This is a genomic window from Longimicrobium sp. (assembly GCA_036389135.1).
In the GTDB taxonomy this organism is placed as follows: domain Bacteria; phylum Gemmatimonadota; class Gemmatimonadetes; order Longimicrobiales; family Longimicrobiaceae; genus Longimicrobium.
The window spans coordinates 121,441-147,645 of the sequence record DASVQP010000052.1 but is presented as its reverse complement, the minus strand read 5'-3'; the positions used below and the strand labels follow the sequence as shown (position 1 = coordinate 147,645).

The window sequence follows — 26,205 nt, the reverse complement described above, 5'->3', positions numbered from 1 at the left end:
TTCAGCGGGCCAGGCCGCGGAAGACGCCGGCGGTGCGCAGCTCCAGCGCCTGCGAGCGGCCCACCCACTCCACGTTCGCGATCAGGCGGCGGCGGCGCTGGAACTCGTCGCTGATCACGGGCGTGGCGGCGAAGTCGTCGGCCAGGTCGGGCGGCACCAGGAGGAGGAAGTCCTCGCGGCGCGGGTCGTTGGCCCCGCCCCACTTGCACTCGGCCGCCGGGATGCGGCCGTTGGCGGCCAGCGCGGCCACCGGTGCTTCCGCATCCACGTTGGTGCGCACCTGGTACGAGGTCGGCTGCTCGCAGTACAGCTCCGCCTTCACCGTCTTGCCGATGGCCGCGGGGCCCTGCAGCACCAGCCGCTCGAAGCCCGCCGCTCCGAACGCCGCCTCCACCGGCTCGTTGGCCGCGTGCGGCCGCGTCCCCTCGGCGGGGAGCGCCACGGGGGGCGCGCCGGGGCCGCGCGTCACCATCGGGGCGTCGTTGGCGGGAGGCGGCTCGTCGTCGCCGCTCATTCCGCTCCACAGCAGCATGACGACGAGGGCGCCGGTCACGCCGTATGCGGCGTACGCCCACGGGCGGCGCCACATGGGCACCGGGGCGCGCCGCTCGACGCTCCTGCGATCGTTTCCGCGCCGGTCCGAGTCGCGCGGCTGGCGGGGAGCTTCATTCGTTTCGGTCATGGGCCGGGATAGATGCAGGGAGTGCGCCGCCGTGGGCGGGGTGGGGTCAGAGCAGGGCCGGGGGCGTGGGGGGAAGGATCACGCGGAAGGTGCTTCCCACGCCGGGCACCGAGGTGGCGTCGAGCGCGCCGCCCAGCAGCCGCGCCACGCGCCGCGCGATGGGGAGGCCCAGCCCGGTGCCGTCCTGGCGCAGCGACTCGTCGTTCTCGTCGCGCGCGAGCTGCACGAACTCGTCGAAGACCCGTGCCAGGTCTTCCGGCGCGATCCCGTCGCCACCGTCCACCACCTCGATCTCCATCCCCCCATCCGGCGCGCGGGAGCAGTTGACCCACACCGGAGCCCCCTTGCCGAACTTGATGGCGTTGGAGAGTAGGTTGGAGAGCACCTGCCGCAACCGGCGCCCATCCGTCCGGATCAGGAAGGGCCGGTCCGGCGCGGAGACCTGCAGCACGGCGCCGGTGGAGTGCGCCATCGGGCGCAGCGACGCGAAAGTCTCCTCCACCAGCGACGGCACGTCCACGTCCTCCAGCTGCAGCTCCGGCTTCCCCACCTCCAGCCGCGAGATGTCCAGCACGTCGTTCACCAGCTCGCGCAGGTGCCGGGCGGCGCGTTGCGACCGCTCGATCGCAAGCTCCTGCTGCTCGCCCAGGGGGCCGTAGATGGAGGCCAGGAGGAGGTCGTTGTACCCCATCACCGCGTTGATGGGGGTGCGCAGCTCGTGGCTCATGTTGGCGTAGAAGCGGTTCCGCGCCGAGAGCGCCAGCTGCAGCTCGCGGCTGCGCCGCTCCAGCTGGTGGTTGAGCTGCATCAGCTGCTCCTGTCCCGCGTGGAGCTCCTGCGTCATCGCCAGCAGCTCCTCGTTCTGCGCCTCCATCTCCTCGTTCTGCGCCTGCAGGGCGCGCGAGAGCTTGGCGTTCTCGTTCAGCTCCCGCTCCAGCTCGTCGAGCGCGCGGCCCAGGCGGCCCTTCTCCTTGGCGAGCTGCCGCTGCGCGCTGGCCTGCTCGGAGTTGGCCGAGGCCAGCTCGTCGTGCAGCACCCCCATCCGCGGGTCGCGGGGCGACTCGACCAGCCAGAGCCGCGGGCTGGCTGGGTCCTCGTCCCACACCGGGAAGATGGCGACGGGGTGGACCGTGTCGCGCCCCTCCACCATCAGCTCCCACGCGGCGGAAGGCTCGCCGGGCTCGGGACGGCGAAGGAGGAGCTGCTCCACCTTGAGCCGGCTGGGGCGGTCCAGCACCTCCTCCAGCCGCGTGCCCGGCAGCGGACGGCCGAGGAGCTCGTCCAATCGGCCGTTGGAGTCCAGCACCATGCCGTCCGCCCCCAGTTCCACCACCACGCCGGGGAAGGCGCGGAGCGCCGGGTGCATCCCCTGCCCTATGCGGAAGCTCATGGGAACGTCTCCTTCAGCCTGCGTGCGGCTTCCAAAGCGTCGTTCGCGGTGAAGTCGGCACCGATCCGCATGGCGAGCCCGGGATCGTCGTGGAAGGCCCGCCCGCCCACCGCGATCAGCGGGGTGCCCTCCCCCAGCTCGCCGCGCAGCGCCTCGACCGCAGCCTGCACCCGCGCCAGGTGCGGGGCGATGGAGGCCGAAAGCGCCACCACCTCCGGCTTGCGCGTGCGCACCATCTCCACCAGCTCGGGGATGGCGACGGTGGCGCCCAGGAATACGGTGTCCCACCCCTCCATCTCCAGCACGTCGCACAGCATCCGCAGCCCCACCTCGTGCCGCTCCGAGTCCGCGCAGGCGGCGATCAGCAGGCGGCCGGTGCCGTCGACCGTGGCGAAGAGGAGCTCGTACAGCCGCGCCATCGCGGCCTCGGTGATGGCGGTGGCCAGGTGCTCGTCGGCCACGCTGATCCGGTTCGCCTCCCACAGCCGCCCCACCTGGTGGAGAACGGGTTGAAAGACGTCCAGGTAGAGCTGCCGGAGGTGCACCCCATCTGCGAGCGCCTGGTCCACCACGCCGAACGCCGTGCGCCGGTCGCCGGCGAGCACCGCGGCCAGGTAGCGCCAGCGCACGCCGGCCAGCGCCTCCTCCGGGTGCTCCTGCGGCTCCGTACCGGCTGCGATGGATGACTCCATGCCCTCTCGACGGCTCCGGCGGCTCGCGCCGGAAAGTGATGATTTCGCCCGCGCGGGGCCGGCGCCGGACGTTTGGCAGAAATAGCCGCGCAATCGCCCGCGCGCAAGCACCGCGCGCTTCCGTTAATCCCCCGCCCACTCCGCCAGCGCCAGCGCGCTCACGGCCACGGTGGCGCGAATCCCGCCCGTCCTCACCAGCTCCCGCGCCCGCTCGCGCGTGACGGTCAGCACGCGAATGTCCTCCGCCTCGTCCAGGTCGGTGGGCGCGGTGCGGCGCGCGCCAGCCACCGCCACCACGTACACCCTCGTCGTCTGCCACGAAGGGTTCAGCTCCAGGCACCCGATGACGCGCGGATTGTCGCCCTCGTAGCCGGTTTCCTCGCGCAGCTCGCGGAGCGCCGCCTCCAGGGGGCTCTCCCCCTCGTCCATGAAGCCGCTGGGCGTCTCCATCGTCACGGTGCGCAGCGCGTGGCGGAACTGCTCCACCATCACCACCTCGCCCTCCGCCGTCGTGGCCACCACCGTGACGCCATCCGGCGACTCGGCGATGTGGAACTCCTCGACTTCTCCCGTACGTGGCGAGCGGGCCCGGTCCGTCCTCACGCGAAAGATCTCGTAATCCTCCCGCTGCTCGCTCTCCAGCCGCTCCCACTCGCGCGGGCGTCCCTCCTTCCCATCCGCCATCGCTCCCCCCGGTCAGCCCGTTTCGAGGCGCGCGATTGCAAGCGGCACGCCAGGATACCCCGCCTCCGCGGTCACGGTTCGGTGGCCGGCCTCACCTCACCATGCACCCCCGCCAGCTGCAGCCCCCACTGCATCGCCGGGCCGATGGTGAAGGCGAAGATCAGCGTCCCGACCCCCACCGGCCCGCCCATCCACCACCCGCAGCCGAGCGCCGCCAGCTCCACCAGCGTCCTCATGCGACGCACGGGCCACCGGGTGCGGTCCACGAGCCCCAGGATCAGCCCATCGCGCGGCCCCTTCCCCAGCCCCGCGCTGATGTACAGCCCCGTCGACAGCCCGCACACCACCACCGCGACGGCGTAGAAGACGAAGCCCCACGCGTACGACGGCGAATCGGGGATCAGGGGGTGGAAGAGGTCGATGAACCACCCGATCAGCACCATGTTGGCGAGCGTCCCCACGCCCGGGCGGATGCCGATCGTCCACGAGAACGCCACGATTGCGAACCCAACCGCGATGCTGGCCATCCCCATCGTGATCCCGGTCTGCTTGGAGAGCCCCTGGTGGAAGGCGTCCCACGGCCCCAGCCCGAGCCCGCTCTTCACCATCAGGTCGATCGACACGCCGTAGCCCATCAGCCCCACGATCAGCCGTGCCCACGCCCTGGGAGAGCGCAACCGGGCGTGCGTCTCAGGTTCGGGTGCCGCCACCTGCGTCATCAGGGTACTCGCCGCTTGCGGATGTGAGAAAGGGCGCCAATCTGCCGCCCCGCGCCCCCGGGCGCCAGCCGCCCCCGGCGCGGGAAATGCACGATCCGCGCGCCAACGCCCAACCGGGAGACGAGCGAATGTTCAAGGTCCGCGTGGTGAAGTCGGTGTACGACGGGTCGGAGCGGTACGTGGGCCAGGTGGGCGAGGTGATCGGCCACTGGGGCCCCGACAACAGCGAGAGCGGCCGCGAGGGCCACATGGTCCAGTTCCCCGACGGCACCGTCGTCGGCCTGTCTGAAGACGAGATCGAAGCGGTGACGGGGGAGGAGTAGGGGCCCCCTCCCCCGCTCGTCACCTCGCGGCCCCTCCCCTATAACTACCTGGGGGAGGGGCGTACGCAGGAATCTCCGCGGGGCGCACACCGCGCCCCGACGAAAACCGCCCGCGGCTCGTGCACCGCGGGCGGTCTCGTGCATCGTCGCGATGTGCGTGCTATACGGCGCGCTGGGCGGCGGTGCGGCGGCTGTTCCACAGGTAGTATACGGGCACGCCCAGCAGCACCAGAAAGAGCCCCGCGAACGAGAACTGCGGCCGCGCCACCAGGAGCAGGAGCGCGATGAACAGCGCGGAGGCCATGTACAGCGCCGGGATCACCGGGTAGCCGAAGGCGCGGTACGGACGCTCCATCTCCGGGCGCTTGATGCGGAGGGAGAAGAGCGCCACCATCGTCAGCACGTAGAAGATGAGCGCCGCGAAGACCACGTAGTCCAGCAGCTGCCCGTACGAGCCGGTCAGCGTCAGGAACGCCGTCCAGATCCCCTGCACCAGGAGCGCCCAGGTGGGCACGTGCGTCTTGGGCGAGAGGCGGCCGGCGGACTCGAAGAAGAGCCCATCGCGCGCCATCGCGTAGTACACGCGGGCGCCGGCCAGGATCAGCCCGTTGATGCACCCGAACGTCGAGATCAGGATGGCGGCGGCCATCAGGTAAAGGCCGGTGTCGCCCAGCATCGCGCGCATCGCAAGGGTGCCGACGCGGTCCTCGGGGGCGTTCTGGATGGCGGAGAGGCGCAGAACCATCAGGTACGCCACGTTCGCCAGCAGGTACAGCCCCGTCACCAGCCCCGTTCCCAGCGCCAGCGCGAGGGGGAGGTTGCGCTGCGGGTTCTTCACCTCGGCCGCGGCGAAGGTGACGTTGTTCCACGCGTCCGACGAGAAGAGCGAGCCCACCATCGCCCCGCCGAAGGCCAGGAGCACGGCCGGAAGCACCAGCTCCATCCCCAGGAACGACGTGGTCCGCGGGCCGGTGACCGTGTCCGCCCACATCATGTTGAAGTTGCTGCCGATTGCCCCCGCGTTGCGCCCGATCACGAACGCCAGCAGGATCAGCCCCAGCAGCGCGCCCGTCTTGGCGAAGGTGAAGGTGTTCTGGATCCATTTGGCCTCGCGCAGGCCGCGCATGTTGACCGCCGTCAGGAGCGCGATGATTGCGATGGCCACGACGCGCTGCCAGCTCAATCCCAGCTCGATCACGCCCCCCGGCACCGGCACCTTGCCGAACGACGCGAACAGCGTGGGCGAGACGGCGGGGAAGAAGACACCCAGGAACTTGGCGAACGCCACCGCCACCGCCGCGATCGTCCCCGTCTGGATCACCAAAAAGAGCGTCCACCCGTACAGGAAGCCGGGGAGGTGCCCCAGCCCCTCGCGCAGAAAGACGTACTGCCCGCCCGCCTTGGGCATCGCCGCCGCCAGCTCGCCGTACGAGAGCGCGCCGAACACCGTGATCAGCCCCGACGCCACCCACACGAACAGCAGCCCGCCGGGCGAGTTCATCTGCCGCGCGATGTCGGCCGACACGATGAAGATCCCCGATCCTATCATCGACCCCACCACCAGCATGGTGGCGTCGAGCAGTGACAGTCCGCGCTTGAACTCGCTTTCGGGAGATACGTTCACCGACGGCTCGGTGACGTTCGACAGGGCCATGGGAGCTCCGTTGGGGGGTGGGGGTGCTACGGAAGGGGAGGTGCTGAGTGCGAAGTGCTCAACGGCAGTGCGTGAGTGTGTCAGTGCGCTGTCCACTCAGCACTTGGCACTTAGCACTTAGCACTATTTCCTAAATATCAAACCCGATCGGATACCGGACCGCCACCGGACGGCCGGTAGCCCGGTCGCGCGCGGGGCGGAAGTGCCACTCCATCGCCTGGCGGCGGAGAAGCTGGTCGTAGCGCCGGTCACCGCTGGAGACGGTGACGTCCGCGCCGGTCACCGCCCCCAGCTCGTTGACGGCCACGGTCACCTCGACCGCGCGCCCGCGGAGGGCTCTGGGCGGATCGGGCGGAAAGAGCTGGAGATCCGCGACGGGAGGGATCACGCTCCCCTCACCGCCCGCCGTCCCGGGGCCGGTGCCGCTGCCCACACCGCCGCCGGTTCCGCCGCCCGAGCCCCCGCCGGAGCCGGGACCCACGCCGGAACCCGTGCCGGCACCCTGCCCCGCCCCCGCGTTCGCTCCTGCTCCGCCGCCCGTCCCTGGCTGCGTCGGTGGCGCGGGAGTGGGGGCCGGTGCGGCGGCCGGCGCGGGCCGCGCCTTCGGCTGCTCCACGGGCGGGGGCGTCACCGGAGGCGGAACGACCGGCGGCAGGACCTCCACCTCGGGCGGAACGGGGACCGGGGGTGCCACGGGCGGAGCGATGGGCGTGGAGACTTCGTAGTAGGTTACTTGCTCACCCGCGTCGCCGCCACCCCCGCCGCCGCCGCCCGCCCCCTGGTCGTCCGCGGCCGAAGGCCCATCGCCCGCCATCTCGTCGGCCAGCAGGAGCCCGCGCCTGCCCAGGCCCAGGAGCAGCACCACGATCAGCAGGTGCGCGACGATGGAGGCCGCGACCGCGCCCCCCACCCGCTTCCCGTTCGATTTTCTACCGTGGACGATGTGGTCGAACACCGCTTCTCTCCTGGCTGAATCTCAGCCGTCCCCCCTGGACGGGCACCACGTCATACCGCCGACGCAGCCCGTTGATCCACAGTAAAGGGAAACCGCGCATCACACGGAGACGCAAAGGACACGGCAAGAGCAACCGAAAGGTTTTCCTCTGTGCCTTTTTCCGTCCCCTCTGTGCCCTCTATGTGATGCTGTTCAGAGCTCGATCTGCGCCCCCAGCTCCACCACCCGGTTCGGCGGGAGCGAAAAGAACGACGTGGCCGTGCGTGCGTTGCGCGACATGATCCAGAAGAAGTGCTCGCGCCACAGCGCCATCCCGGGATTCTTGGACGGGATCAGCGTCTCGCGTCCCAGGAAGAAGCTCGTCTCCATCGGCTTGAAGGAGAGCCCGGGGTGCGAGATGCGCGCGAGCGCCTCCGGGATGTGCGGGTCCTCGGTGAAGCCGTAGCGCACCTCCACCTGCCAGAAACCGTGCCCCACCTCCCGCACCGAGTGCCGCTCCTCGTCGTCGACCGCCGGCACCTCCAGCGTGGCCACGTTCAGCAGCACCACGCGCTCGTGCAGCACCTTGTTGTGGATCAGGTTGTGGAGGAGCGCGGGGGGCGTGGCGCCGCTCGTTCCGTACATGAAGACGGCCGTCCCCGCCACGCGCGCGGGCGGGTTCTTTTCCACGTCGCGCATGAACAGCTCGATGGGGAGCGTGCGCGAGTTCATCCGCGCGGCCAGGATCTGCCGGCCCTTCTTCCAGGTGGTCATCACGGCGAACATCGCCGCCGCGATCACCAGCGGGAACCAGCCGCCCTGCGGGATCTTGACGATGTTGGCGCCCCAGAACGCCAGGTCCACCACCAGGAACGCGCTCGCCAGCAGCCCCACGCGCAGCATGCTCCACTTCCACAGCGTCCGCGCCACGAAGGCGAAGAGGATCGTCGTGAACACCATGTCCGTGGTCACCGCCACGCCGTACGCCGCCGCCAGCCGGCTGGACGACCGGAAGCCGATCACCAGGCTGATGCAGGCGACCATCAGCGCCCAGTTCACCGCCGGGATGTAGATCTGCCCCATCTCGCGCGCGGAGGTGTGCTCGATCTCCATGCGCGGCAGGTAGCCGAGCTGCACCGCCTGCCGGGTGAGCGAGAACGCCCCCGAGATCACCGCCTGCGACGCGATCACCGTCGCCATCGTGGCGAGCGCGACCAGCGGGTACGTCGCCCACTGCGGCGCCATGTGGAAGAACGGGTGCTCCACCGCCGACCGGTCGCGGATGATCAGCGCCCCCTGCCCGAAGTAGTTGAGCGCCAGCGCGGGGAGGACGAGGGTGAACCATGTGAACTGGATCGGCTTCTTGCCGAAGTGCCCCATGTCCGCGTACAGCGCCTCGCCGCCCGTCACCACCAGGAAGACGGAGCCGAGCACCAGGTAGCCATGCCACCCGTTTACGGCGAAGAAGCGGTATCCGTACATCGGGTTCACCGCCGCCAGCACGTCGGGGCTTTGGACGACCTGCACGAGTCCGAGCACCCCCAGCGTCAAGAACCAGAGCACCGTCACCGGCCCGAACACCTTGCCGATCCCCGCCGTCCCGCGGCTCTGCACCACGAAGAGGAGCACCAGGATGGTGATGGTGATGGGGATGATGTAGGGCTCGAAGAGCGGCGTGGCGACCTTGAGTCCCTCCACCGCGCTCATCACGGAGATCGCGGGGGTGATCATGCTGTCGCCGTACAGCAGCGACGCGCCGAACAGCCCCGCCAGCGCCAGGACCCAGCGGTGCCCGCGCTCCGTCGCCTGGCGCGGCGCCACCAGCGCGGTCAGCGCGATCATCCCGCCCTCGCCGCGGTTGTCCGCCCGCATCACGAAGACGAGGTACTTGATGGAGATGACGATGATCAGCGCCCAGAAGATCAGCGAGAGCACCCCCAGCACGTTGTCGCGCGTCGGCGCGATGCCGTAGTGGCCGTGGAACGACTCGCGAATCGCGTAGAGCGGGCTGGTGCCGATGTCGCCGTACACCACGCCCAGCGCCGTGAGCGCCAGGACGTAGAAGTAGCGGCCACTAGGCGGCGCATGCTTCGGGTCGGTCAAAGGATTCCTCTCGTGGGGGCCCGCTCTCGCTCCATTCCGCACCAGGCCGCTCCAACCGGCCGCGTCTCGACCGGTGCAACCATGGTGCCGAGAAGATGCTGCTGACCGCCGGGCAGGCGACCCCGCAATCCCGCCAACCCGCAACTCCATGCGGCGGAAAAGTTTGCGCCGCCGCGCATCTGATTGCGCACCGGGCCGTCAACTGCTACGCGCCGGACATCCCGCCCCGCCCTCCCCGCCGCACTTACACGATCTCAGGCGTAGCAGTCGCCCGGCACGCACGGTGCTTTCTCCGTACGGCGAAGCGTTGCTGAAGTCCCTCCCGCGGAGCCACCCCCGTTGAACTTTCTGAGCAGCATGTTCGGCTCGCCGGGCGTCGAGCCGCCGACCGCGTTCGAGGATGCCGAGATCGAGGCGTGCCTGGCCGTCGCCTCCGCGCTGATGGTGGCGCTGGAGCGGCGCGACGACGAGCTCGGCCTCGCCAGCCACTGCGCGCGCGTGGCGATGCTGGCGGACCGTCTCGCCGCGCACCAGGGCGTCGACCCTGAGCTCCGCGCCATCCTGCACCACGCCGCCCTCCTCCACGAGGTGGGGATGATCGGCGTCCCCGCGGAGCTCCTCCGCAAGACGGAGGTCCTCACGCACGACGAGCTGGGGATCATCCACCGCCAGGCCGAGCTGGGCGCGGAGATCGCGAGGGGCGTGTGCGGAGCGGTCGGCGCCACCCTGATCCGCCACCAGTACGACGACTACGCCACCCTCCGCGACATCCTCGCGGACGAGGAGGTGCTCGAGCTCGCCGGCATCCTGCGCACCGCCGACGTGGTGGAGGCCATCACCCGCCCGCGCCCCTACCAAACGCCGCTCCCCCCCGCCACCCGCCGCGCCCTCCTCCGCTCCGGCGCCGGCTCCCTCTTCGACCCGACCGCCGTCGACGCGTACCTCACCAGAGGCGGGTGACCCGCCACAGACCCACTCGGTCCGCGAGACCGCTTCAGCGGTCTTCCCGTCGTTCCAGCCGGGGGCTTCAGCCCCCGGTGCCCCGCGCCGGCACCCGCACACCACAACCCCACGCAGAAGGCCCCCACCCGCATCCGGGTAGGGGCCTTCCTCGCGTCGAGGCGTGCCTCAGTCGTCCGAGGCCGCGCCGTCCCCGTCCGCGGCGGCGTTGACACCGCGCATCCCGAGGATGTCCTTGACCTTTGCCTCCACCTCGGCGGCGAGCTGCGGGTTCTCCTGGAGGAACTGCTTGGCGTTCTCGCGCCCCTGCCCAAGCCGCACGTCGCCGTACGAGAACCAGGCGCCCGACTTCTGCACCACCTCGTTCTCCACCCCCAGGTCCACGATGATCCCGTAGTGGTCGATCCCGACGTTGAACATGATGTCGAAGTCCGCCTGCTTGAAGGGCGGCGCCACCTTGTTCTTTACGATCTTCGCGCGCGTCTTGTTGCCGACCAGGACCTCCTTGTCCTTGATCGAGCCGATGCGGCGGATGTCGATGCGCAGCGAGGCGTAGAACTTCAGCGCGCGTCCGCCGGTGGTCGTCTCCGGGTTTCCGAACATCACGCCGATCTTCTCGCGGATCTGGTTGGTGAAGATCACCGTGGTGTTGGAGCGGTTGATGGCGCCGGTCAGCTTCCGGAGCGCCTGGCTCATGAGCCGCGCCTGGAGGCCGACGTGGCTGTCGCCCATCTCGCCCTCGATCTCGGCGCGTGGCACCAGCGCGGCCACAGAGTCGATCACCACCACGTCCACCGCGCTGGACCTCACCAGCACCTCGGCGATCTCCAACCCCTGCTCGCCCGTGTCCGGCTGCGAGACGAGGAGGTTGTCCACGTCCACGCCCAGCCTGCGCGCGTACTCGATGTCCAGGGCGTGCTCCGCGTCCACGAACGCCGCCACGCCGCCCGCGCGCTGCGCGTTGGCGATCACGTGCAGGCAGAGCGTCGTCTTACCCGAGGACTCCGGCCCGTAGATCTCGGTGATCCTCCCCCGCGGCACCCCGCCGATGCCAATGGCGGCATCGAGGTTGACCGCGCCCGTCGGGATCGCGCTGACCCTGATCGCGGGGGCGTTGACGCCCATGCGCATGATCGACCCCTTCCCGTACGCCTTCTCGATCTGCCCGATGGCGACGTTCAGGGCCTTCTTCTTGTCGTCGGCGATCTCGACCTTTGCCATTGGTTCCTCAGTTTGGATGCTCTGGGAGAGCTGAAGTGCGGAAGTCCTGAATACCCCCTGCCCCGGACGCCGTTCCCGAAGACAAGGCGAAAGTGTACGGCAAAAACACCCCCCACGCAAGGCTCTCGGTCACCGCCGCGAACACCCGGAATCCTCAGCCGCGTCCGGAGCCCAGCACCTCCTCCAGCACCGCCGCCGCGCGCTCGATCCCCGCGTCGTCCACGTCCATGTGCGTGACCGCCCGCAGCCTGCGCGCGCCGAACTGCGTGAGCCTCACCCCACGCGCCTCCAGCGCCGCCAGCAGCGCCGCCGGCTCCGGCGCCGGGTCCACCAGGTCGATCATGACGATGTTGGTATCCGGCACCGGCGCAGCCACGCCAGTGAGCGCGGAGACCCGCTCCGCCAGCAGGCGCGCCCGCCGGTGATCCTCCGCGAGCAGCGGGAAGTGGTTGCGCAGCGCGTGCAGCCCCGCCGCGGCCAGGATCCCCGCCTGCCGCATCCCGCCGCCCATCCGCCGCCGCACGCGCCAGGCGCGCTCCATGTGCGCCGCGCTCCCGGCCAGCAGCGAACCCACGGGTGCGCCAAGCCCCTTGGAGAGCGCCACCATCACCGTGTCCGCCCCGGCCGCGAAGTCCGCCATCGGCACCCCGGTGGCGGCGGATGCGTTGGCGAGGCGCGCCCCGTCCAGGTGGACGGCCACCCCGCGCTCGTGCGCCACGGCCGCCACCGCCCTCAGCTGATCCAGCGGCATCACCCGCCCGCCCGCGCTGTTGTGCGTGTTCTCCAGGCAGACGACCGAAGTCTGCGGGACGTACGGGCTCGGCGGGCGGATCGCCTCGGCCACGATCTCGGGGGTCAGCAGCCCGTCCGGCGTGCGCACCGCGCGGAGCTGGATGCCGCCCCACGCGGAGGCGGCGGCCTCTTCCCAGTTGAGGATGTGCCCGCCGTCGTCGATCACCGCCTCCGTCCCGGGCGCGGCGAGCACCAGCAGGGCGGTCTGGTTGGCCATGATCCCGCTGGGGAAGAAGAGCGCGGCTTCCTTCCCCAGCAGCTCGGCACCGTACCGCTCCAGCTCCGCCGCTGTAGGATCGTCCCCCAGGACCGCGTCCCCCACCTCCGCCTCGGCGATGGCACGCCGCATCGCGGGCGTCGGCTTCGTCACGGTGTCCGAGCGGAGGTCTACGACGGGTGTGGCTTTGGTGGGCATCGTCGGTTCGCGGCAGGCTTACGGTGCGCCGCCCGGATGCGGCGGCAGAGCCCCGCAAGATCCCGCCACCGCGCTCACCCGGCAAGGTGCCGCCCCGTCCACACCGTAAACTTCTCACACGCCACGGCGCGAATCAAGCTCCCCTATGAAAGTCGATCCGACGGTGGCGCCTTGGTGGCGCGAGCGGGACTGGCGGGCTGACCAGACTGGGCCGGGCGAGTGAACTCGCGGCAACAACAGCACAAAGTCCGCCTTCGCGGACTCGGGGGCGAGATCCGTCCGATCATCAAGGGCCTGGCGCCGCCTCACCCTTGTATGGGTGCGATTCATCGCGCCCGCGCCATATCCGCAGACGCGCCTTCGCTTCCTCCTGCGTGAACGTCGGCTGCGTCTCAGCCGATTCGAGCCCACGGCGGATCTTCTCCAGCACGTATCGGCGGTACTGGATGTCCTCGTCGACGGGCTCATCCCGGACACTCTTTAGCAGGGTGTCGATCTCCTCCTTCTCGTCCGCCAATCGCCTCTCCTTCACCCGGTGAGCTTCAGGCCCGCGATTTCAATCTGTCCACCCGCACTCCCACCGCACAACGACTAGGTGAAAACACGGTCAGCAGACGCTCACAGACGTCGAGCCCTGGCGAGTTACACCCGCACCGCGGCTCACGAGCCGGCTTCAGCCGCCTTCCCGTCGTTCCAGCCGGGGGCTTTAGCCCCCGGCGGTGGTGGGATTCACCCCGGTGTTGCGGTGCCCGCCTCCAACACCCAAACGCACGAAGCCCACCGGAGCGATCGTCCGATGGGCTCCCGCAGCCGCCCTTCCCTGCGTCAGTAATCGCTCTCGTCGGCTTCGGCGTTGACACCGAGGGAGGCGAGTTCGTTGGCGAGGTCGTAGGCCTGGTCCGGGTCCTCGACGCGGAGGGTCATGCGGGTGCCGGCGGCGACGGCGTCGGCCATGCGGCGGGCTTCGACGGTGCCCATTCCGGTGTACGCCTGGAAGGCGCTGGTCAGCGCCGCCCGCCGCACGCCGTAGCGCACGCCCGTCATGTGCACCTGCGGCATCACCCCTCCACCAGGCGCACGGCCTCGGCTAGGTCGAGCCTCCCCTCGTAGATCGCCTTCCCCATGATGACCCCGACGGTGCGGATGCCGGCGCGGCGCTCCGCGTAGACCTCCTCCACGTCCTCGATGCCGGAGATCCCGCCCGAGACGATGACCTCGGCGCCCGAGAAGCCGGCGAGCGCGGAGGCGATGACGAGGTTGGGCCCCTGCATCATCCCGTCGCGCTCGATGTCGGTGTAGATGAGGGTGCGCACGCCCATGCCCACCAGCGAGCGGGCGACGTCGAAGAGGTCTTCCCCGCTCTCCTCGGTCCAGCCGCGGGCGGCGGGGCGGCGTCCTCTCGCGTCCAGGCCGACCGCGATGCGCTCCGCGCCCCAGCGCTCCACGGCGCGGCGGACGAGCTCCGGGTTCTCCAGCGCGGCCGTGCCGATCACCGCCCGCGCGACACCCGCCTCCAGCACCTCGGCCAGGTCGTCCTCGCTGCGCAGGCCGCCGCCGGTCTGCACGCGCAGGGGGGCGGCGCCGGCGAGCTCGCGGATCAGCGCGCGGTTGGAGCCGTCGCCGAAGGCCGCGTCCAGGTCCACCACGTGCACCCAGCGCGCGCCCGCGTCCGCAAAGGTGCGCGCCATTGCGACCGGGTCGTCGCTGTAGACGGTCTCGCTCTCGGCCTCACCCTTCTGGAGCCGCACGCAGCGGCCGCGGCGCAGATCGATGGCGGGGAAGAGGTCGAAACGGGGTCCGCGCGCGGTGGATTCACTCACCTGCGCGCGCGCCCGAGGTGCGCATGGCCAGGCGCGGCGATCCGGCGCGATCCATCACGGCCATCCGCTGCTCAACCAGTGCGCGGAAGCGGCCCCTGGCGGACGCCACCACCGGCTCGCCGGTGATGAACTTGACCCGGTTGGGGTCCACCGCGCGCCCGTCGCTGTGGAACTCGTAGTGCAGATGCGGACCCGTCGAGAGCCCGGTGCTCCCCACGTAGCCGATCACGTCGCCCTGCTGCACGCGGGTGCCGGCGCGGATGCCGTCCGCGAAGCGCGAGAGGTGCGCGTAGCGGCTGCCGTAGCCGCGCATGTGCCGAAGCTGCACCACGTTGCCGTACCCGCCGCTCCACCCGGCACGCGCCACGACGCCATCACCGACGGCGCGCACCGGGGTGCCCCGGGACGCGGCGAAGTCCACGCCCTTGTGGGCGCGCATGCGGTGCAGGATGGGGTGGTAGCGGCCGGTGGAGAAGGTGGAGGAGATGCGGCGGAACTCCAGCGGGGCGCGGAGGAAGGCGCGGCGCAGCGACTCGCCGTCGCCGTCGAAGTAGTCGTCGCGCCCGTGCTGGCGGAAGAGGTAGGCCTCCTGGAGCTTGCCGCCGACCTCGAACTGCACCGCCAGGACGCGCCCCGAGCGGGCGGTGCCGTCCGGCCGCGCCATCCGCTCGTAGACGATGCGAAAGGAGTCGCCGGAGCGAAGATCGCTGGAGAAATCGAGCTTCCACGCAAAGATCTGGTCGGCCAGCACGTCTGCGATCTGCTGCCGCTCGGCGCGCGGAACGTCGCCCGCGCCCTCAATGAGGGCCTGGTAGAGCGACGACTTCACCGTCCCGGCCAGCACCGCCGTGTCGGGGCTCACCTTCACCTCGGCCACGCGCGCCGCCAGCCCTTCCTTCCCCGCTTCCACCGAGAGCACGTGGTCCGGGTCCAGCCCCAGCTCCGCGCGCTTCATCAGACCGTCAAAGGTGGCCTGCGTGTAGCGCAAAACGAGCCCCGGCCGCACCTTGCGCACGTCCTGCACCGCCTCGATGTGCGCGAGAAGGGCGCGCGCCTCCTCGATGTTGAGCCGCGTGCGCCCCATCAGCTCCGAGAGCGTCTCGCCCTTGCGGAGCGTGTCCGCGTACGAGACTTCGAGCGGCCGAGGCGCGGCCCTGACCTGCGCGACCGGAACCGTCACCCGCCGCGGCTTCTCGTCCTGCGGCTTGTCGCCAATCGACGAGAGTACCAATCCCAGACCGCCCAACACTCCGAGCGCGAAGAAGCTTTTCGAGTGCGCCATCCGACTCTCCCTGCTTGGATGTCCGAACGGCAGCTCACACAGAGACACAGAGGGAATTGAAAGAACAGAAGAAGTCCTTCTGTGACTTGTCCGTCATCCTCTGTGGCCTCTGTGTGAGGCCGCTGTTCCCACCAGCAAAAGCGGGAGCGAAGCGGCCAGGGCAAATTCCTTCGCCCAGGCCCGCTTCGCTCATGAAACCGCGACAACTTAATGCGCCGGCACGCCTCAGTCCATCTGCCGGCGAATGAAGGTCGGGATTTCGAGGTCGCTCGGCATGCGCGGGTCCGGGGCGGGGCGCGGCGGCGGGAACTTGTGCACCGGAGTGCTCCCCGCCGATTCGCGGCCGCTGGACGCCTGCGTCTCCACCGGCGCGGGCGGCGGCGAGACGGCGCCCGAGGGCATCACCTGCCGCGTGCCGTACATCGGCGTCGCCTGCGTGCGCGGCTCCACGGAAGTGCGCCCGCCGCGGAAGTCCGGGCGGATCACGTTGTCCGACCGCTCGAACTCCTCCTTTTCGAAACCGGTGGCGATCACCGTGACGCGCACCTCTTCCTTCATGTTGCTGTCGTGCACCGCGCCGAAGATGATCTCGGCGTCGTCGCCGGCGGCTTCCTGGATGATGGTGGAGATGGTCGTCACCTCGTCGATCGCCAGGTCCATCCCGCCGGTGATGTTGATGAGCACGCCGGCCGCGCCCTTGATGGAGATGTTGTCCAGCAGCGGCGACGAGATCGCCTCCTGCGCCGCCTCCACCGCGCGGTTCTCCCCCTTGCCGAAGCCCGTGCCCATCAGCGCCGTGCCGCGGTTGCTCATCACCGTGCGCACGTCCGCGAAGTCCACGTTCACCTCGCCCGTCACGCGGATCAGGTCCGAGATCCCCTGGGTGGCGTGCAGAAGCACTTCGTCGGCCTTCTTGAGCGCATCCTTGAACGAGGTGCCTTTGCCGACGACCGAAAGCAGGCGCTCGTTTGGCACCACGATCATCGTATCCGCGCAGCGCTTCAGCTCCGCGAGGCCCAGCTCGGCCTGCTTGAGGCGCTTCTTCCCCTCGAACATGAAGGGCTTGGTGACGATGGCGATGGTCAGCGCCCCCATCTCGCGCGCCATCTCGGCGATCACCGGCGCCGCGCCGGTGCCGGTGCCGCCGCCCATCCCCGCCGTGATGAAGACGAGGTCCGCGCCTTCCAGCGCCTTGCGCAGCTCGTCCGCGTTCTCCTCCAGCGCCAGGCGCCCGATCTCCGGACGCGCCCCGGCGCCGAGCCCGCGCGTGAGCTTCTGCCCGATCTGCAGCTTGATGGGGCACTTGCTGGTCTTCAGGACCTGGGCGTCGGTGTTCACGCTGATGAACTCGACCCCCTCCAGGTCCTCCTCGATCATCCGGTTGACGGCGTTTCCGCCGCCGCCGCCCACGCCCACCACCTTCATGCGGGCGTTCTGCGGCATAATCTCTTCGTACTCGAAGATCATCCTCTAGTCCTCCAGGCGCGTGGGAGGGACGTGCTCGTCATGTCTTCTGGGCATGCTCTATCCAGGGGCTGCACGGTCAAAAGAAGTCCGTGAGCCAATCTTTCATCCACTTGATGACGCCGTTTACGGAGGCGTTAACGGGCGCGCTCCCTTCGGGGGATTCCGAGATGAGTCGGCGGGATCCATACAGCGCGAGTCCTGCGGCAGAAGCAAATTTGGGGCGGCGGACCGAATCCGCAAGGCCGCCGAGACCCTCCCCCGGAACGCCGATGCGCACGGGCCCGGCGAAGCTCCGCTCGGCCAGCTCCACGATGCCGTGCAGCGACGCTCCGCCCCCGGTCAGCACGATGCCGCCGGCCAGCTCCGGCGCGAGCCCGCTCCTCTCCAGCTCGGCGGCGACGAGCCCAAAGATCTCGTCCATCCGCTGCTCGATGATGTGCGCCAGCAGCTCGCGCGCGATGTGGCGCGTCTGACCCGCGGCGGCCGCGGCGACCTCGAACGTCTCGTTGGGGTCCACCAGGTCCGCGCGGGCGGCGCCGAAGCGCTCCTTTGCGCGCCCCGCCTCCGCGTACGGAAGCGAAAGGCCCTTGGCGATGTCGTTGGTGACGGTGGCGCCGCCCCAGGGGAGCGAGGCCAGGTGCCGCACCTTGCGCTCGTAGAAGATGGCTACGTCGGTCGTCCCGCCGCCCAGCTCCACCAGCACGGTGCCGATCTCCTTCTCGTCCTCGCTCATGACGGCGAGGGACGAAGCGAGCGGCTCCAGCACCAGCTCGGCCACCTCGTAGCCGGCCCGGCTCACGGCCTTGCGGATGTTCTGCGCCGCCGGGCTCGATCCGGTCACGATGAACACCTCCGCCTCCAGCCGCGTCCCCGCCATCCCCACGGGATCGCGGATGCCGTTCTGCGAGTCGACGATGTACTCCTGCGGGATGGCGTGGATCAGCTCGCGGTCGGTGGGGATCACCACCGCGCGCGCCACCTCGTGCACGCGGTCCACGTCGCCGGGGCGGATCTCTCCGTCGGTGCCGGGGGAGCGCGCCACGGCCACGACGCCGGTCGACGGCCAGGCATGGATGTGCTCCCCGGCGATCCCGGTGAAGACGCGCTCCACCTTGACCCCCGCCATCAGCTCGGCTTCCTGGATCGCCTTGCGGACGGACTCGGTGGTGGCCTCGATGTCGGTGACGATCTCGCGGCGGATGCCTCCCGTGCGCGCCTGCCCCACCCCCAGGATCTTGACCTGGGCGCGGTGGATGGAATCGCCGGTCACCTCGGCGATCACGACGGCGGTCTTGCTGGAGCCGATGTCCAGTCCTGCGACGAGTTGAGGGCGCATCCGGGGGGGAAGTAGGTGCTAAGTGCTAAGTGCTAAGTGCTAAGTGCTAAGTGCTAAGTGCTAAGTGCTAAGTGCTAAGTGCTAAGTGCCAGGTGCTGCAGTTCAGGACTTAGCACTTAGGACTCAGGACTTCTTTTCCGGCAACCTCACCACGATCTGATCCTCCCACCGCGCGTCCACCCGAATGCGGCGCTGCGACGAGTCGGCGGGGACGCGGCGCTCCAGGTCGGCGAGCGCGGCGCGCAGGCGGACCAGGCGGGCGTCGTCCGCGCCGGCGGGGATCAGCACCTCGGCGGCGGGGGCGCTCAGCACCAGGCGAAGCGCGCCGGACGGGTCGGGGCGCACCTCGCTCACCCGGGCCATCAGCGCCGGGTCCAGCTCGCCCAGCCGTCCCGCTTCCGCGAGAAGCGCGCGCACCGGGCCCGCGGGAATGCGGCCGCGCGCGTCCGGCTTCACCGGTGCGCGCACGAGCGGCAGGTCCAGCGGCACACGCGCGGGGTCGACCGGGAGCACCTCACCCTCGGCGGTGACGGGGCGCAGGGTGCCGGCCTGCACCAGGGCGGCGGCGCGCTTCTCCGTCACGCGGATGCGCAGCGTGTTCGGCAGGCGGCGCGTGACCTCCGCTTCGGCGACGACCGGGTGGCGGCGGAGGGCGGCTTCCCAGCCGGCCGGGTCCGTCCACACGCTGCCGCCGATCTTCACGCCCGAGGCGGCGAGCACCTCGTGCGGGGCCAGCAGGCGTGTGCCGGAGACTTCCACGCGGCGCGTCTCGAAGCCCGGCGTCACGCGCAGCAGCGGCGGGCCCCAGAAGGGCGACGAGGCCGCCACGAGGGCGACGGCGGCGAGGACGATGCGGCGGGTGCGGCGCTTCATCAGCCGGTCGGCCGGCGGCGGGAGGCCAGCAGCTCGCGCGCGGCGGAGTCCAGGTTCCCGGCGCCCATGGTGATGCACAGGTCGCCCTCGCGGAGCTCCGCGGCCACGGCGCCCACGATGGCGGCGCGGTCCGGCACGTAGCGCAGGTCGGCGCCGGCGGCGCGCGCGGGCTCGGCGATCAGCATCCCGTTGACTCCCTCGATCGGCAGCTCGCGCGCGGCGTACACGTCGGTCAGGAAGACGACGTCCGCCATCGCCAGCGCCTGGCCGAACTCGTGGGCGAAGTCGCGCGTGCGGGAGTAGAGGTGCGGCTGGAAGGCGAGCACCAGGCGCCGGCCGGGGTGGGCTTCGCGGGCGGCGCGCAGCGTGGCGGACACCTCGGTGGGGTGGTGCGCGTAGTCGTCCACGAAGAGCACTCCGCCCGCCTCGCCCACGTGCTCGAAGCGGCGGTCCACTCCGCTGTACGAGGCGATCCCCTCCGCGATGGCGTCCCACGACGCGCCCAGCCGCCGGCCCACCGCGATCGCCGCAAGGGCGTTGCGGACGTTGTGCAGGCCGGGGGCGCGCAGCCGCGCGGTTCCCAGCGGCTCTCCGCGCTCGCGCACCTCGAACAGCGTCTCGATGGGGGCCATGCGCACGTTCTCCGCGCGGAGCATGGAGCCGGCGTTGACGCCGTAGGTCATAACGCGGCCGGCGTCGCCGGGGAGCGCGGCGGCGAGGCGCCCGGCCCCGTGGTCGTCCGCGCACGCCGCCACCAGCCCGTCCGCGGGGACCGAGTCCACGAAGATGCGGAACGATTCCTCGACGGCTTCCAGCGAGCCGTAGATGTCGAGGTGGTCGGCTTCCAGGGTGGTCACGACGGCGATGGTGGGGCGGAGATGGTGGAACGAGCGGTCGTATTCATCGGCTTCCACCACGTAGAGGTGGTCGTCGCCACGGCGGAGGTTGCCGCCCCAGGCCGGCACGTGCGCGCCCACGAAGCCCGTGGGGTTGAGCCCGGCGGCGGCCAGCACCGCGGTGGTGAGCGTCGTGGTCGTCGTCTTTCCGTGCGTCCCCGCGATGCCCACCACGAGCCCGTGGTTGACGATCGCGCCCAGCGCCTCGGCCCGCTTGAGCACCGGGATCCCCCGCTCGCGAGCGGCGCGGATCTCGGGATGGTCGGCCGGGATCGCCGCGGTCATCACCAGGGCGGCGGCATCCTGGATGTGAGCGGCGCCGTGGCCTTCCAGCACCGTGGCGCCGCGCTCGGCGAGCAGCCGGCTGGCGGGGTTGGGATGCGCGTCGCACCCGGTCACCCGCACGCCGGAAAGCATGAGCATGTCGGCCAGCGGGCTCATCCCCGCCCCGCCGATGCCCATGAAATGCACGGGCCCGCGCCCCGCCAGCTCCACCAGATCGAATCCGTTCAATATACCGCCCGCAATACGGTTGGGAAAGTTGCTGAATCCAGAGCGAAGACATTCGCCGCTGGAGCTACACGATGTCCGCCTTCGCGGGGCCGTGCCCGTGGATCGGGGCGTTCCCGCCGACATCGGCCCGTCCGCCTCACCGGGGGATGAATCCCCCGGCTGGAACGACGGGAAGGCGGCTGAAGCCGGCTCCAGAAACGCGAGGTCAGACCCGGAATCCGCAAAGGCGGATTTGCGTGTTCCCAGCGGCCTTCATTCGCTCCTGGGATTCACCCGATCAGCTTCGTCAGCTCGTGCACGATCAGGTCGGCCGCGTTGGGGCGCCCGCGCTCGCGCGCATGCCCGGCGATCTCCTCGCGCCGCTCGGGCGACGAGGCCAGCGCCATCACCTCGGTCCACAGCCGCTCGGCCGCGAGGTCCTTTTCCTCCACCATCACCGCGGCGCCCGCGTCGGCCAGCGCGACGGCGTTGTGGTGCTGGTGGTTGGCCGCCGCGTGCGGAAAGGGGACGAGGATGCTGGGGATGCCCCACGCGCACAGCTCGGCCAGCGTCATCGCCCCGGCGCGCGCGATGGAGAAGTCGGCGGAGGCGAGAGCGCCCGGCATGTCCTGGATGTAGGGGAGGACGTGCACCCACCCCGGATTCCCCACCTGCGCCAGCTTCTCGGCCGTCTTGTCGTACGTCGCGGGGCCCGTCGCCCACAGGATCTGGAAGCCGGCCGGCGGCGCGGGAAGGCGCCCGTCCGCCACGCCGCGAAGTGCGCCGAGCAGCGCCTCGTTCACCGAGCGCGCGCCCTGGCTGCCGCCCGTCACCAGGCACACCGTGCCGTCGGACAGGCCGAAGCGGGCGCGGGCGGCGGCGCGGTCCAGCGTCAGGTCGGGCGGGTTGATGGGGTTGCCGTGCTCGAACACCTCCGTGCGCTTCCCAGGCTTCAGGTGCGCGCGCGCCTCCGGAAAGGCGAGGTGAAGCTGGCGGACCCGGCCGCTCATGGTGCGCGTGACGAAGCCCGGATACGAGTTCTGCTCCTGGAGCGCGGTCGGCACCCCCCGCATCACCCCCCACGCCACGGCGGGTCCGCTCGCGTAGCCGCCCGTCCCCACCACCAGGTCGGGCTTGAAGGAGCGGAAGACGGAGCGCAGCCCGGTCGCCGAGCCGAGCATCGCGGGGATCAGCCGCCAGTTCTGCCACGGCTTCTGCCTGCGGATCGGCTCCAGCGGAAGGAGGCGGTGCGGGACGCCCTTTTCCGGCAGCACGCGAGCTTCCACGCCGCGCCGCGCGCCGATGAACATCACCTCCGCGCCGGGGTGCATCCGCTGGAAGGCGTCGGCCAGGGCGAGCGCGGGGTACAGGTGCCCCCCGGTTCCGCCGCCGGCGAAGAGGATGCGGGGCGGCGTCATGCGGCCGTCCCCCGCGTGCGGGCCACGCTCAGCAGCACGCCGACCGCCACGAAGTAGGTGAGCAGCGCGCTCCCCCCGTACGACATGAAGGGAAGGGTGAAGCCCGTGGTCGGCAGCAGTGCCATTGCGACGCCCATGTGGAGGAAGGCGGTGACGACGATCAGGTTGGTCATCCCGAGCGCCACCAGGTAGCCGAAGCGGTCCGGCGCGCGCGCCGCGATGCGGTAGCCCAGTACCAGGAACCCCGCGAAGACCGCCACGACGAACAGCACGCCCACCAGCCCCCACTCCTCGGAGATCATGGAGAAGAGGAAGTCGTTGTGGGCCTCGGGAAGGAAGCCGAACTTCTGGCGCGAGTTGCCGAAACCCACCCCGCCCAGCCCGCCGGAGCCGATGGCGATCAGCGACTGGTTGATCTGGTACGCGACGCCCTGCGTGTCGTTGCCGGGATCGAGGAAGGCGGCGATGCGCTTCATCCGGTAGCCCGCGTCCTGGACCTTGGCCCAGACGACGGGGATGGCGATCAGCCCCAGCACGATGAAGTGTCCGATCCGCGCCCCGCCCGCAAAGAGTACCAGCGCGCTGAGCAGGACCACGAGGAGCGCCGCGCTCAGGTTGGGCTCCAGGAAGATGAGGAGCGCGATCGGCACCCACACCATCAGAAAGGGCACCAGGCCGCGGCTCATGGAGTGGAGCTTGTCCTCCTTCTTCACCGCCAGCATCGCCGTCCAGATGATCAGCACCAGCTTCGCCAGCTCCGACGGCTGGAACGACATCCCCAGGTCCAGCCAGCGCCGCGCGCCGTTGATGCGCGGCGCGATCGCCTCCGTACCCGGCATGATCACCACCACCAGCATCAGCCCCACGCCGATCAGCATCGGCCACGCCCACAGCCGGAAGCGGCGGTAGTCGAGCCGCGAGATGATGGCGGCCATCAGCACGCCCGCCGCGACGGCCCGCAGCTGCTTGAGGGCGTAGTAATGCCCCGGAAGGTCCTCGCTGCGCGCGATGAACGACGAGGCGCTGTACATCTCCACCAGCCCGAAGCAGAGCGCCACGGCGGTGAGGGCGACGAGCGCGCGCGACTCCAGCGTGGACTCGGCGCGGGCAACCCTGGCGGCGGCCGGGCGGGGCGCGGCGGGGCGCCGGTCGCGCGGGGGGACCGGCGGCTGGGCGGGACGGGCTTCGGCGCGGGGGCGGCCTGGCAGGGTGATCACGTGCGATCCTCGGCGGCGAGCTCGGCGAAGCGCCGGCCCCGCTCTTCGTAGTTGGGGAACATGTCGAAGCTGCTGCACGCGGGCGAAAGGAGGATGGCGTCGCCCTCGCGCGCCAGCTCGCGGGCGCGGCGCACCACCTCTTCGAACGATCCGTCCACGCGTTCGACCGGGACGTGACCGGCAAGGTCGCTCTGCACGATCGGGGCTGCCTCGCCGTACGCCACCACCGCGCGGACGTTGGGGCCCAGCTCTGGGAGGAGCTCCGTGTACGGCTCGCCCTTGTGCCGCCCGCCCAGCAGCAGGACGACGGGCCGCGTCATCCCCCGCACCGCGACGCGGGTGGAGGCGATGTTGGTCGCCTTGCTGTCGTTGACCCAGAGCACGCCGCCCTTTTCGCCCACGGGCTGCAGGCGGTGCGCGGGCGCCTCGAATCCGCGCAGCGCGTGCCCGATGTCTTTTGCATCCGCCCCGGCAAGCCGCGCGGCCAGCGCGGCGGCGAGGGCGTTGGCGGCGTTGTGCGGACCCAGGATCCTGAGCTCGTGCGCGGGAGCCAGCGCTTCCTCGGTCTCGCCGTCCATCCGCAGCGTGAGCCACCCTTCCGGGTCCAGGAAGCCGCCGCGCTCTCCATCCTCCGGCTGCGATGCGACGCGGAAGTAGAAGCGCTCCCCCGGCGCATCCCCCGGAAGGAGGCGGGCGCGCTCGTCCTCGGCGTTCAGCACCCAGCGGCTGGCGGGGGTGGCGTTGCGGAAGAGGTTGGCCTTGTCCGCGTAGTACGCCTCCACGTCCGGGTACCAGTCCAGGTGGTCGGGCGCCAGGTTGGTCAGCACTCCGATCTCCGGCGCGAACTCGCGGACCATCCCGAGCTGGAACGACGAGGTCTCCACCACCGCGATCTCCGGCTGCGGCTCGCGCAGCGCAAGCTCGCTCAGCGCCGTGCCGATGTTGCCGCCCGCCACCGCGTCGCGCCCGGCGGCGCGCAGGATGTGCTCGATCAGCCCCGTGACCGTCGTCTTCCCGTTGGTCCCCGTGATGCCGATCACGCGCGACCCGAGCTGCTCGTACGCCAGCTCCACCTCGGGGATCACCGGCACGTGCGCGATGGCCGGATCGCGGAGGACCCTTGCCGTCGGCGGGATGCCTGGGGAGAGGACGATGCGCGTGCACGCCGCCAGCTTCGCCAGGTCGTGCCCGCCCGTCTCCGCGTCGCCACCCAGCGCGCGCAGCTCCTCGGCGGCCTTCTGCGCCGCGGGCCCGCTGCCGGCGTCGCTGGCGTAGACCTTTGCCCCGCGCGCCAGCGCCAGCCGCGCCGCCGCCATCCCGCTCCGCGCCAGCCCGAGCACCCCGATCGTTTCGCCGGCGAGCGTGCGGCTCATACCCGAGCCCCCCGCCCTACCACTTCCTGAACGGAGCGCCGCGCCGACCCTGCACCCGCGCGGTCATGTGGCGCGGAGTGAAGGAGACGGGCTTCGCCGCCCGCACCCTCCCATCCCATGTTCCCAGCCAATTCGTCGCGACCCGTGCTTGCCGCACCTGACCCGACCACCCGCCGGCTGATACGGATTCGGCAGCGGCGCTCCTTCGCGTACCTCTTGCGCCGATTGCCACGCACGCGCGTCCCAACATCGGATGTATCCGAGTGCGCGGCAGGGCCCGCTTCCTTCGCTTCGCGCCAGAGTGCGGAACGGCGCACGCGTTTGAGCGGCGCTCCGCTCAGGAGGGGGTGGTTCACCGGATCTTGAGCGTGGCGACGGCGGCGAGGGCGCACATGATCCCCACGATCCAGAAGCGGATGATCACCTTGCTCTCGTGCCACCCGATCTGCTCGAAGTGGTGGTGCAGCGGCGCCATGCGAAAGATGCGCTTGCCCACGCCGCTTCGCTTCTTCGTCCACTTGTAGTAGACGGTCTGCGACATTACCGAGAGCGCCTCGGCCACGAACACCGCGCCCACGATGGCCAGCAGGAACTCCGCCTTCAGCAGCACCGCCACCGCCCCCAGCACGCCGCCGATGGCCAGCGAGCCGGTGTCGCCCATGAACACCTCGGCGGGGTGTGCGTTGAACCAGAGGAAGCCCATGCACCCGCCGGCCAGCGCCACGCAAAAGATCGCCAGCTCGCCCGCGCCCGGCAGGTAGAAGAGGTTCAGGTAGTCCGAGATGTCCACGCGGCCGAAGAGGTAGGCAAAGAGCCCGAACGTCACAGCCGCGATCGCCGAGAGCCCCGCCGCCAGCCCGTCCAGCCCGTCCGTGAGGTTCACCGCGTTGGAGCACCCCACCAGCACGAACGTCACGAACAGGATGTAGACGGGCCAAAAGAACTCCAGGTGGACGCTCTTGAAGAAGGGGATCTGCGTCCAGGTGCTCGGCACCTCGCTGAGCGGAAACCAGACGAGTAAGGCGCCCAGGAGGAGCCCCAGCGAGCCCTGGCCCAGGATCTTGTAGCGCCCCGCCAGCCCGTCCGTCCCCTTGCGGGTGATCTTGAGGTAGTCGTCCATGAAACCGAGCGCTCCCAGCCAGAGGAGCGTCACGATGGCGATGACGGTGTACGGGTTGTCCAGCCGCGCCCAGAGCAGCGTGGGGATCACGGTAGCCAGCACGATGACCACGCCGCCCATGGTGGGCGTGCCGCGCTTGCCCAGGTGCGTCTGCGGCCCCTCGGTGCGCACGATCTGCCCGAGCTTGAGCATGCGCAGCCGGCCGATGATGGCGGGCCCGAACCAGAAGGCCACCAGGAACGCCGTCACCACGGCCCCCGCGGCGCGGAAGGTGTGGTAGCGGAAGACGTTGAAGGCCGCGTTGTACTCCGCGAGCGGCACCAGCAGGTGGTAGAGCACCGT

At 70.6% G+C, this 26,205-nt stretch carries 24 protein-coding genes; 2 read left to right on the top strand and 22 right to left on the bottom strand.

The annotated features are described in order from the left end of the window. Position 1 precedes the first annotated feature (1 nt). The 5 genes from VF584_13265 to VF584_13245 all read right to left on the bottom strand — a co-directional run bounded on the left by VF584_13265 (position 2) and on the right by VF584_13245 (position 4,167). On the bottom strand, positions 2 to 682 hold the full coding sequence (locus VF584_13265; protein ID HEX8211137.1) for a hypothetical protein: 681 nt from the start codon (positions 680 to 682) through the stop codon (positions 2 to 4). A 46-nt stretch (positions 683 to 728) separates the two neighbouring features. Next, positions 729 to 2,072 carry an ATP-binding protein gene (locus tag VF584_13260; protein HEX8211136.1) on the bottom strand — a complete coding sequence of 448 codons (1,344 nt, stop codon included), beginning with the start codon at positions 2,070 to 2,072 and terminating at the stop codon, positions 729 to 731. After that, positions 2,069 to 2,764, bottom strand: coding sequence for a B12-binding domain-containing protein (locus VF584_13255; GenBank protein HEX8211135.1), 696 nt, complete (start codon positions 2,762 to 2,764; stop codon positions 2,069 to 2,071). Before VF584_13255 ends, VF584_13260 begins: the two co-directional genes overlap by 4 nt. 123 nt (positions 2,765 to 2,887) lie before the next feature. Next, entirely contained in the window at positions 2,888 to 3,448 is a 561-nt protein-coding gene (locus VF584_13250; protein HEX8211134.1) for an NUDIX hydrolase, read from the bottom strand. Positions 3,449 to 3,519: 71 nt separating this feature from the next. Continuing rightward, on the bottom strand, positions 3,520 to 4,167 hold the full coding sequence (locus VF584_13245) for a hypothetical protein (protein ID HEX8211133.1): 648 nt from the start codon (positions 4,165 to 4,167) through the stop codon (positions 3,520 to 3,522). A 128-nt stretch (positions 4,168 to 4,295) separates the two neighbouring features. Between VF584_13245 and VF584_13240 the strand changes: the two genes are divergently transcribed. Continuing rightward, positions 4,296 to 4,490 carry a hypothetical protein gene (locus tag VF584_13240; GenBank protein HEX8211132.1) on the top strand — a complete coding sequence of 65 codons (195 nt, stop codon included), beginning with the start codon at positions 4,296 to 4,298 and terminating at the stop codon, positions 4,488 to 4,490. Between the two features lie 160 nt (positions 4,491 to 4,650). Here VF584_13240 and VF584_13235 read toward each other — a convergent pair whose 3' ends face one another. The 3 genes from VF584_13235 to VF584_13225 all read right to left on the bottom strand — a co-directional run bounded on the left by VF584_13235 (position 4,651) and on the right by VF584_13225 (position 9,181). Next, entirely contained in the window at positions 4,651 to 6,144 is a 1,494-nt protein-coding gene (locus tag VF584_13235; protein HEX8211131.1) for an amino acid permease, read from the bottom strand. Positions 6,145 to 6,274: 130 nt separating this feature from the next. Continuing rightward, positions 6,275 to 7,099 (bottom strand): energy transducer TonB, encoded by an 825-nt coding sequence (locus VF584_13230; GenBank protein ID HEX8211130.1) that lies wholly within the window; start codon positions 7,097 to 7,099, stop codon positions 6,275 to 6,277. A gap of 192 nt (positions 7,100 to 7,291) precedes the next feature. Then, positions 7,292 to 9,181, bottom strand: a complete 1,890-nt coding sequence (locus VF584_13225; GenBank protein HEX8211129.1) for a potassium transporter Kup — start codon at positions 9,179 to 9,181, stop codon at positions 7,292 to 7,294. A gap of 339 nt (positions 9,182 to 9,520) precedes the next feature. Between VF584_13225 and VF584_13220 the strand changes: the two genes are divergently transcribed. Then, positions 9,521 to 10,141: an HD domain-containing phosphohydrolase gene (locus tag VF584_13220; protein HEX8211128.1), complete on the top strand. Its 621-nt coding sequence runs from the start codon at positions 9,521 to 9,523 to the stop codon at positions 10,139 to 10,141. Positions 10,142 to 10,309: 168 nt separating this feature from the next. Here VF584_13220 and recA read toward each other — a convergent pair whose 3' ends face one another. From recA to mraY, 14 genes are all read right to left on the bottom strand, one after another. Continuing rightward, positions 10,310 to 11,362 (bottom strand): recombinase RecA, encoded by a 1,053-nt coding sequence (gene recA / locus VF584_13215; protein HEX8211127.1) that lies wholly within the window; start codon positions 11,360 to 11,362, stop codon positions 10,310 to 10,312. 154 nt (positions 11,363 to 11,516) lie between these two features. Then, complete coding sequence (locus tag VF584_13210; protein HEX8211126.1) at positions 11,517 to 12,569, bottom strand: GntG family PLP-dependent aldolase; 1,053 nt, start codon at positions 12,567 to 12,569, stop codon at positions 11,517 to 11,519. 286 nt (positions 12,570 to 12,855) lie between these two features. After that, complete coding sequence (locus tag VF584_13205) at positions 12,856 to 13,086, bottom strand: hypothetical protein (GenBank protein HEX8211125.1); 231 nt, start codon at positions 13,084 to 13,086, stop codon at positions 12,856 to 12,858. 308 nt (positions 13,087 to 13,394) lie between these two features. Then, positions 13,395 to 13,628 (bottom strand): hypothetical protein, encoded by a 234-nt coding sequence (locus tag VF584_13200; GenBank protein HEX8211124.1) that lies wholly within the window; start codon positions 13,626 to 13,628, stop codon positions 13,395 to 13,397. After that, positions 13,628 to 14,389: a 1-(5-phosphoribosyl)-5-[(5-phosphoribosylamino)methylideneamino]imidazole-4-carboxamide isomerase gene (hisA, locus tag VF584_13195; GenBank protein HEX8211123.1), complete on the bottom strand. Its 762-nt coding sequence runs from the start codon at positions 14,387 to 14,389 to the stop codon at positions 13,628 to 13,630. The genes VF584_13200 and hisA overlap by 1 nt, the downstream gene beginning before the upstream one ends. Next, a complete protein-coding gene (locus VF584_13190) occupies positions 14,382 to 15,671 on the bottom strand; it encodes a peptidoglycan DD-metalloendopeptidase family protein (GenBank protein HEX8211122.1) in 1,290 nt (429 codons plus the stop codon). Before VF584_13190 ends, hisA begins: the two co-directional genes overlap by 8 nt. Positions 15,672 to 15,896: 225 nt before the next feature. Next, on the bottom strand, positions 15,897 to 17,138 hold the full coding sequence (gene ftsZ, locus VF584_13185) for a cell division protein FtsZ (protein ID HEX8211121.1): 1,242 nt from the start codon (positions 17,136 to 17,138) through the stop codon (positions 15,897 to 15,899). 76 nt (positions 17,139 to 17,214) lie between these two features. Further along, entirely contained in the window at positions 17,215 to 18,474 is a 1,260-nt protein-coding gene (ftsA, locus tag VF584_13180; GenBank protein ID HEX8211120.1) for a cell division protein FtsA, read from the bottom strand. A 123-nt stretch (positions 18,475 to 18,597) separates the two neighbouring features. Next, positions 18,598 to 19,347 (bottom strand): FtsQ-type POTRA domain-containing protein, encoded by a 750-nt coding sequence (locus tag VF584_13175; GenBank protein ID HEX8211119.1) that lies wholly within the window; start codon positions 19,345 to 19,347, stop codon positions 18,598 to 18,600. Next, the gene (murC, locus tag VF584_13170; GenBank protein ID HEX8211118.1) at positions 19,347 to 20,756 is read right to left on the bottom strand and encodes a UDP-N-acetylmuramate--L-alanine ligase; all 1,410 of its coding nucleotides are present in this window, start codon (positions 20,754 to 20,756) and stop codon (positions 19,347 to 19,349) included. Before murC ends, VF584_13175 begins: the two co-directional genes overlap by 1 nt. A gap of 269 nt (positions 20,757 to 21,025) precedes the next feature. Further along, a complete protein-coding gene (gene murG / locus VF584_13165) occupies positions 21,026 to 22,153 on the bottom strand; it encodes an undecaprenyldiphospho-muramoylpentapeptide beta-N-acetylglucosaminyltransferase (GenBank protein ID HEX8211117.1) in 1,128 nt (375 codons plus the stop codon). Next, positions 22,150 to 23,370, bottom strand: a complete 1,221-nt coding sequence (gene ftsW / locus VF584_13160) for a putative lipid II flippase FtsW (GenBank protein HEX8211116.1) — start codon at positions 23,368 to 23,370, stop codon at positions 22,150 to 22,152. Before ftsW ends, murG begins: the two co-directional genes overlap by 4 nt. After that, complete coding sequence (gene murD, locus VF584_13155) at positions 23,367 to 24,743, bottom strand: UDP-N-acetylmuramoyl-L-alanine--D-glutamate ligase (protein HEX8211115.1); 1,377 nt, start codon at positions 24,741 to 24,743, stop codon at positions 23,367 to 23,369. Before murD ends, ftsW begins: the two co-directional genes overlap by 4 nt. A 352-nt stretch (positions 24,744 to 25,095) precedes the next feature. Continuing rightward, positions 25,096 to 26,202, bottom strand: coding sequence for a phospho-N-acetylmuramoyl-pentapeptide-transferase (gene mraY / locus VF584_13150; protein ID HEX8211114.1), 1,107 nt, complete (start codon positions 26,200 to 26,202; stop codon positions 25,096 to 25,098). Positions 26,203 to 26,205: the final 3 nt, after the last annotated feature.

Excerpts from the sequence above, each read along its gene's own strand:
- VF584_13250 (HEX8211134.1), bottom strand. The coding sequence starts at position 3,448 with ATGGCGGATGGGAAGGAGGGACGCCCGCGCGAGTGGGAGCGGCTGGAG.
- VF584_13255 (HEX8211135.1), bottom strand. The coding sequence starts at position 2,764 with ATGGAGTCATCCATCGCAGCCGGTACGGAGCCGCAGGAGCACCCGGAG.
- VF584_13245 (HEX8211133.1), bottom strand. The coding sequence starts at position 4,167 with ATGACGCAGGTGGCGGCACCCGAACCTGAGACGCACGCCCGGTTGCGC.
- VF584_13260 (HEX8211136.1), bottom strand. The coding sequence starts at position 2,072 with ATGAGCTTCCGCATAGGGCAGGGGATGCACCCGGCGCTCCGCGCCTTC.
- VF584_13200 (HEX8211124.1), bottom strand. The coding sequence starts at position 13,628 with ATGCCGCAGGTGCACATGACGGGCGTGCGCTACGGCGTGCGGCGGGCG.
- VF584_13190 (HEX8211122.1), bottom strand. The coding sequence starts at position 15,671 with ATGGCGCACTCGAAAAGCTTCTTCGCGCTCGGAGTGTTGGGCGGTCTG.
- ftsA (HEX8211120.1), bottom strand. The coding sequence starts at position 18,474 with ATGCGCCCTCAACTCGTCGCAGGACTGGACATCGGCTCCAGCAAGACC.
- murD (HEX8211115.1), bottom strand. The coding sequence starts at position 24,743 with ATGAGCCGCACGCTCGCCGGCGAAACGATCGGGGTGCTCGGGCTGGCG.
- VF584_13175 (HEX8211119.1), bottom strand. The coding sequence starts at position 19,347 with ATGAAGCGCCGCACCCGCCGCATCGTCCTCGCCGCCGTCGCCCTCGTG.
- VF584_13235 (HEX8211131.1), bottom strand. The coding sequence starts at position 6,144 with ATGGCCCTGTCGAACGTCACCGAGCCGTCGGTGAACGTATCTCCCGAA.
- murG (HEX8211117.1), bottom strand. The coding sequence starts at position 22,153 with ATGACGCCGCCCCGCATCCTCTTCGCCGGCGGCGGAACCGGGGGGCAC.
- VF584_13240 (HEX8211132.1), top strand. The coding sequence starts at position 4,296 with ATGTTCAAGGTCCGCGTGGTGAAGTCGGTGTACGACGGGTCGGAGCGG.
- VF584_13210 (HEX8211126.1), bottom strand. The coding sequence starts at position 12,569 with ATGCCCACCAAAGCCACACCCGTCGTAGACCTCCGCTCGGACACCGTG.
- recA (HEX8211127.1), bottom strand. The coding sequence starts at position 11,362 with ATGGCAAAGGTCGAGATCGCCGACGACAAGAAGAAGGCCCTGAACGTC.
- VF584_13265 (HEX8211137.1), bottom strand. The coding sequence starts at position 682 with ATGACCGAAACGAATGAAGCTCCCCGCCAGCCGCGCGACTCGGACCGG.
- ftsZ (HEX8211121.1), bottom strand. The coding sequence starts at position 17,138 with ATGATCTTCGAGTACGAAGAGATTATGCCGCAGAACGCCCGCATGAAG.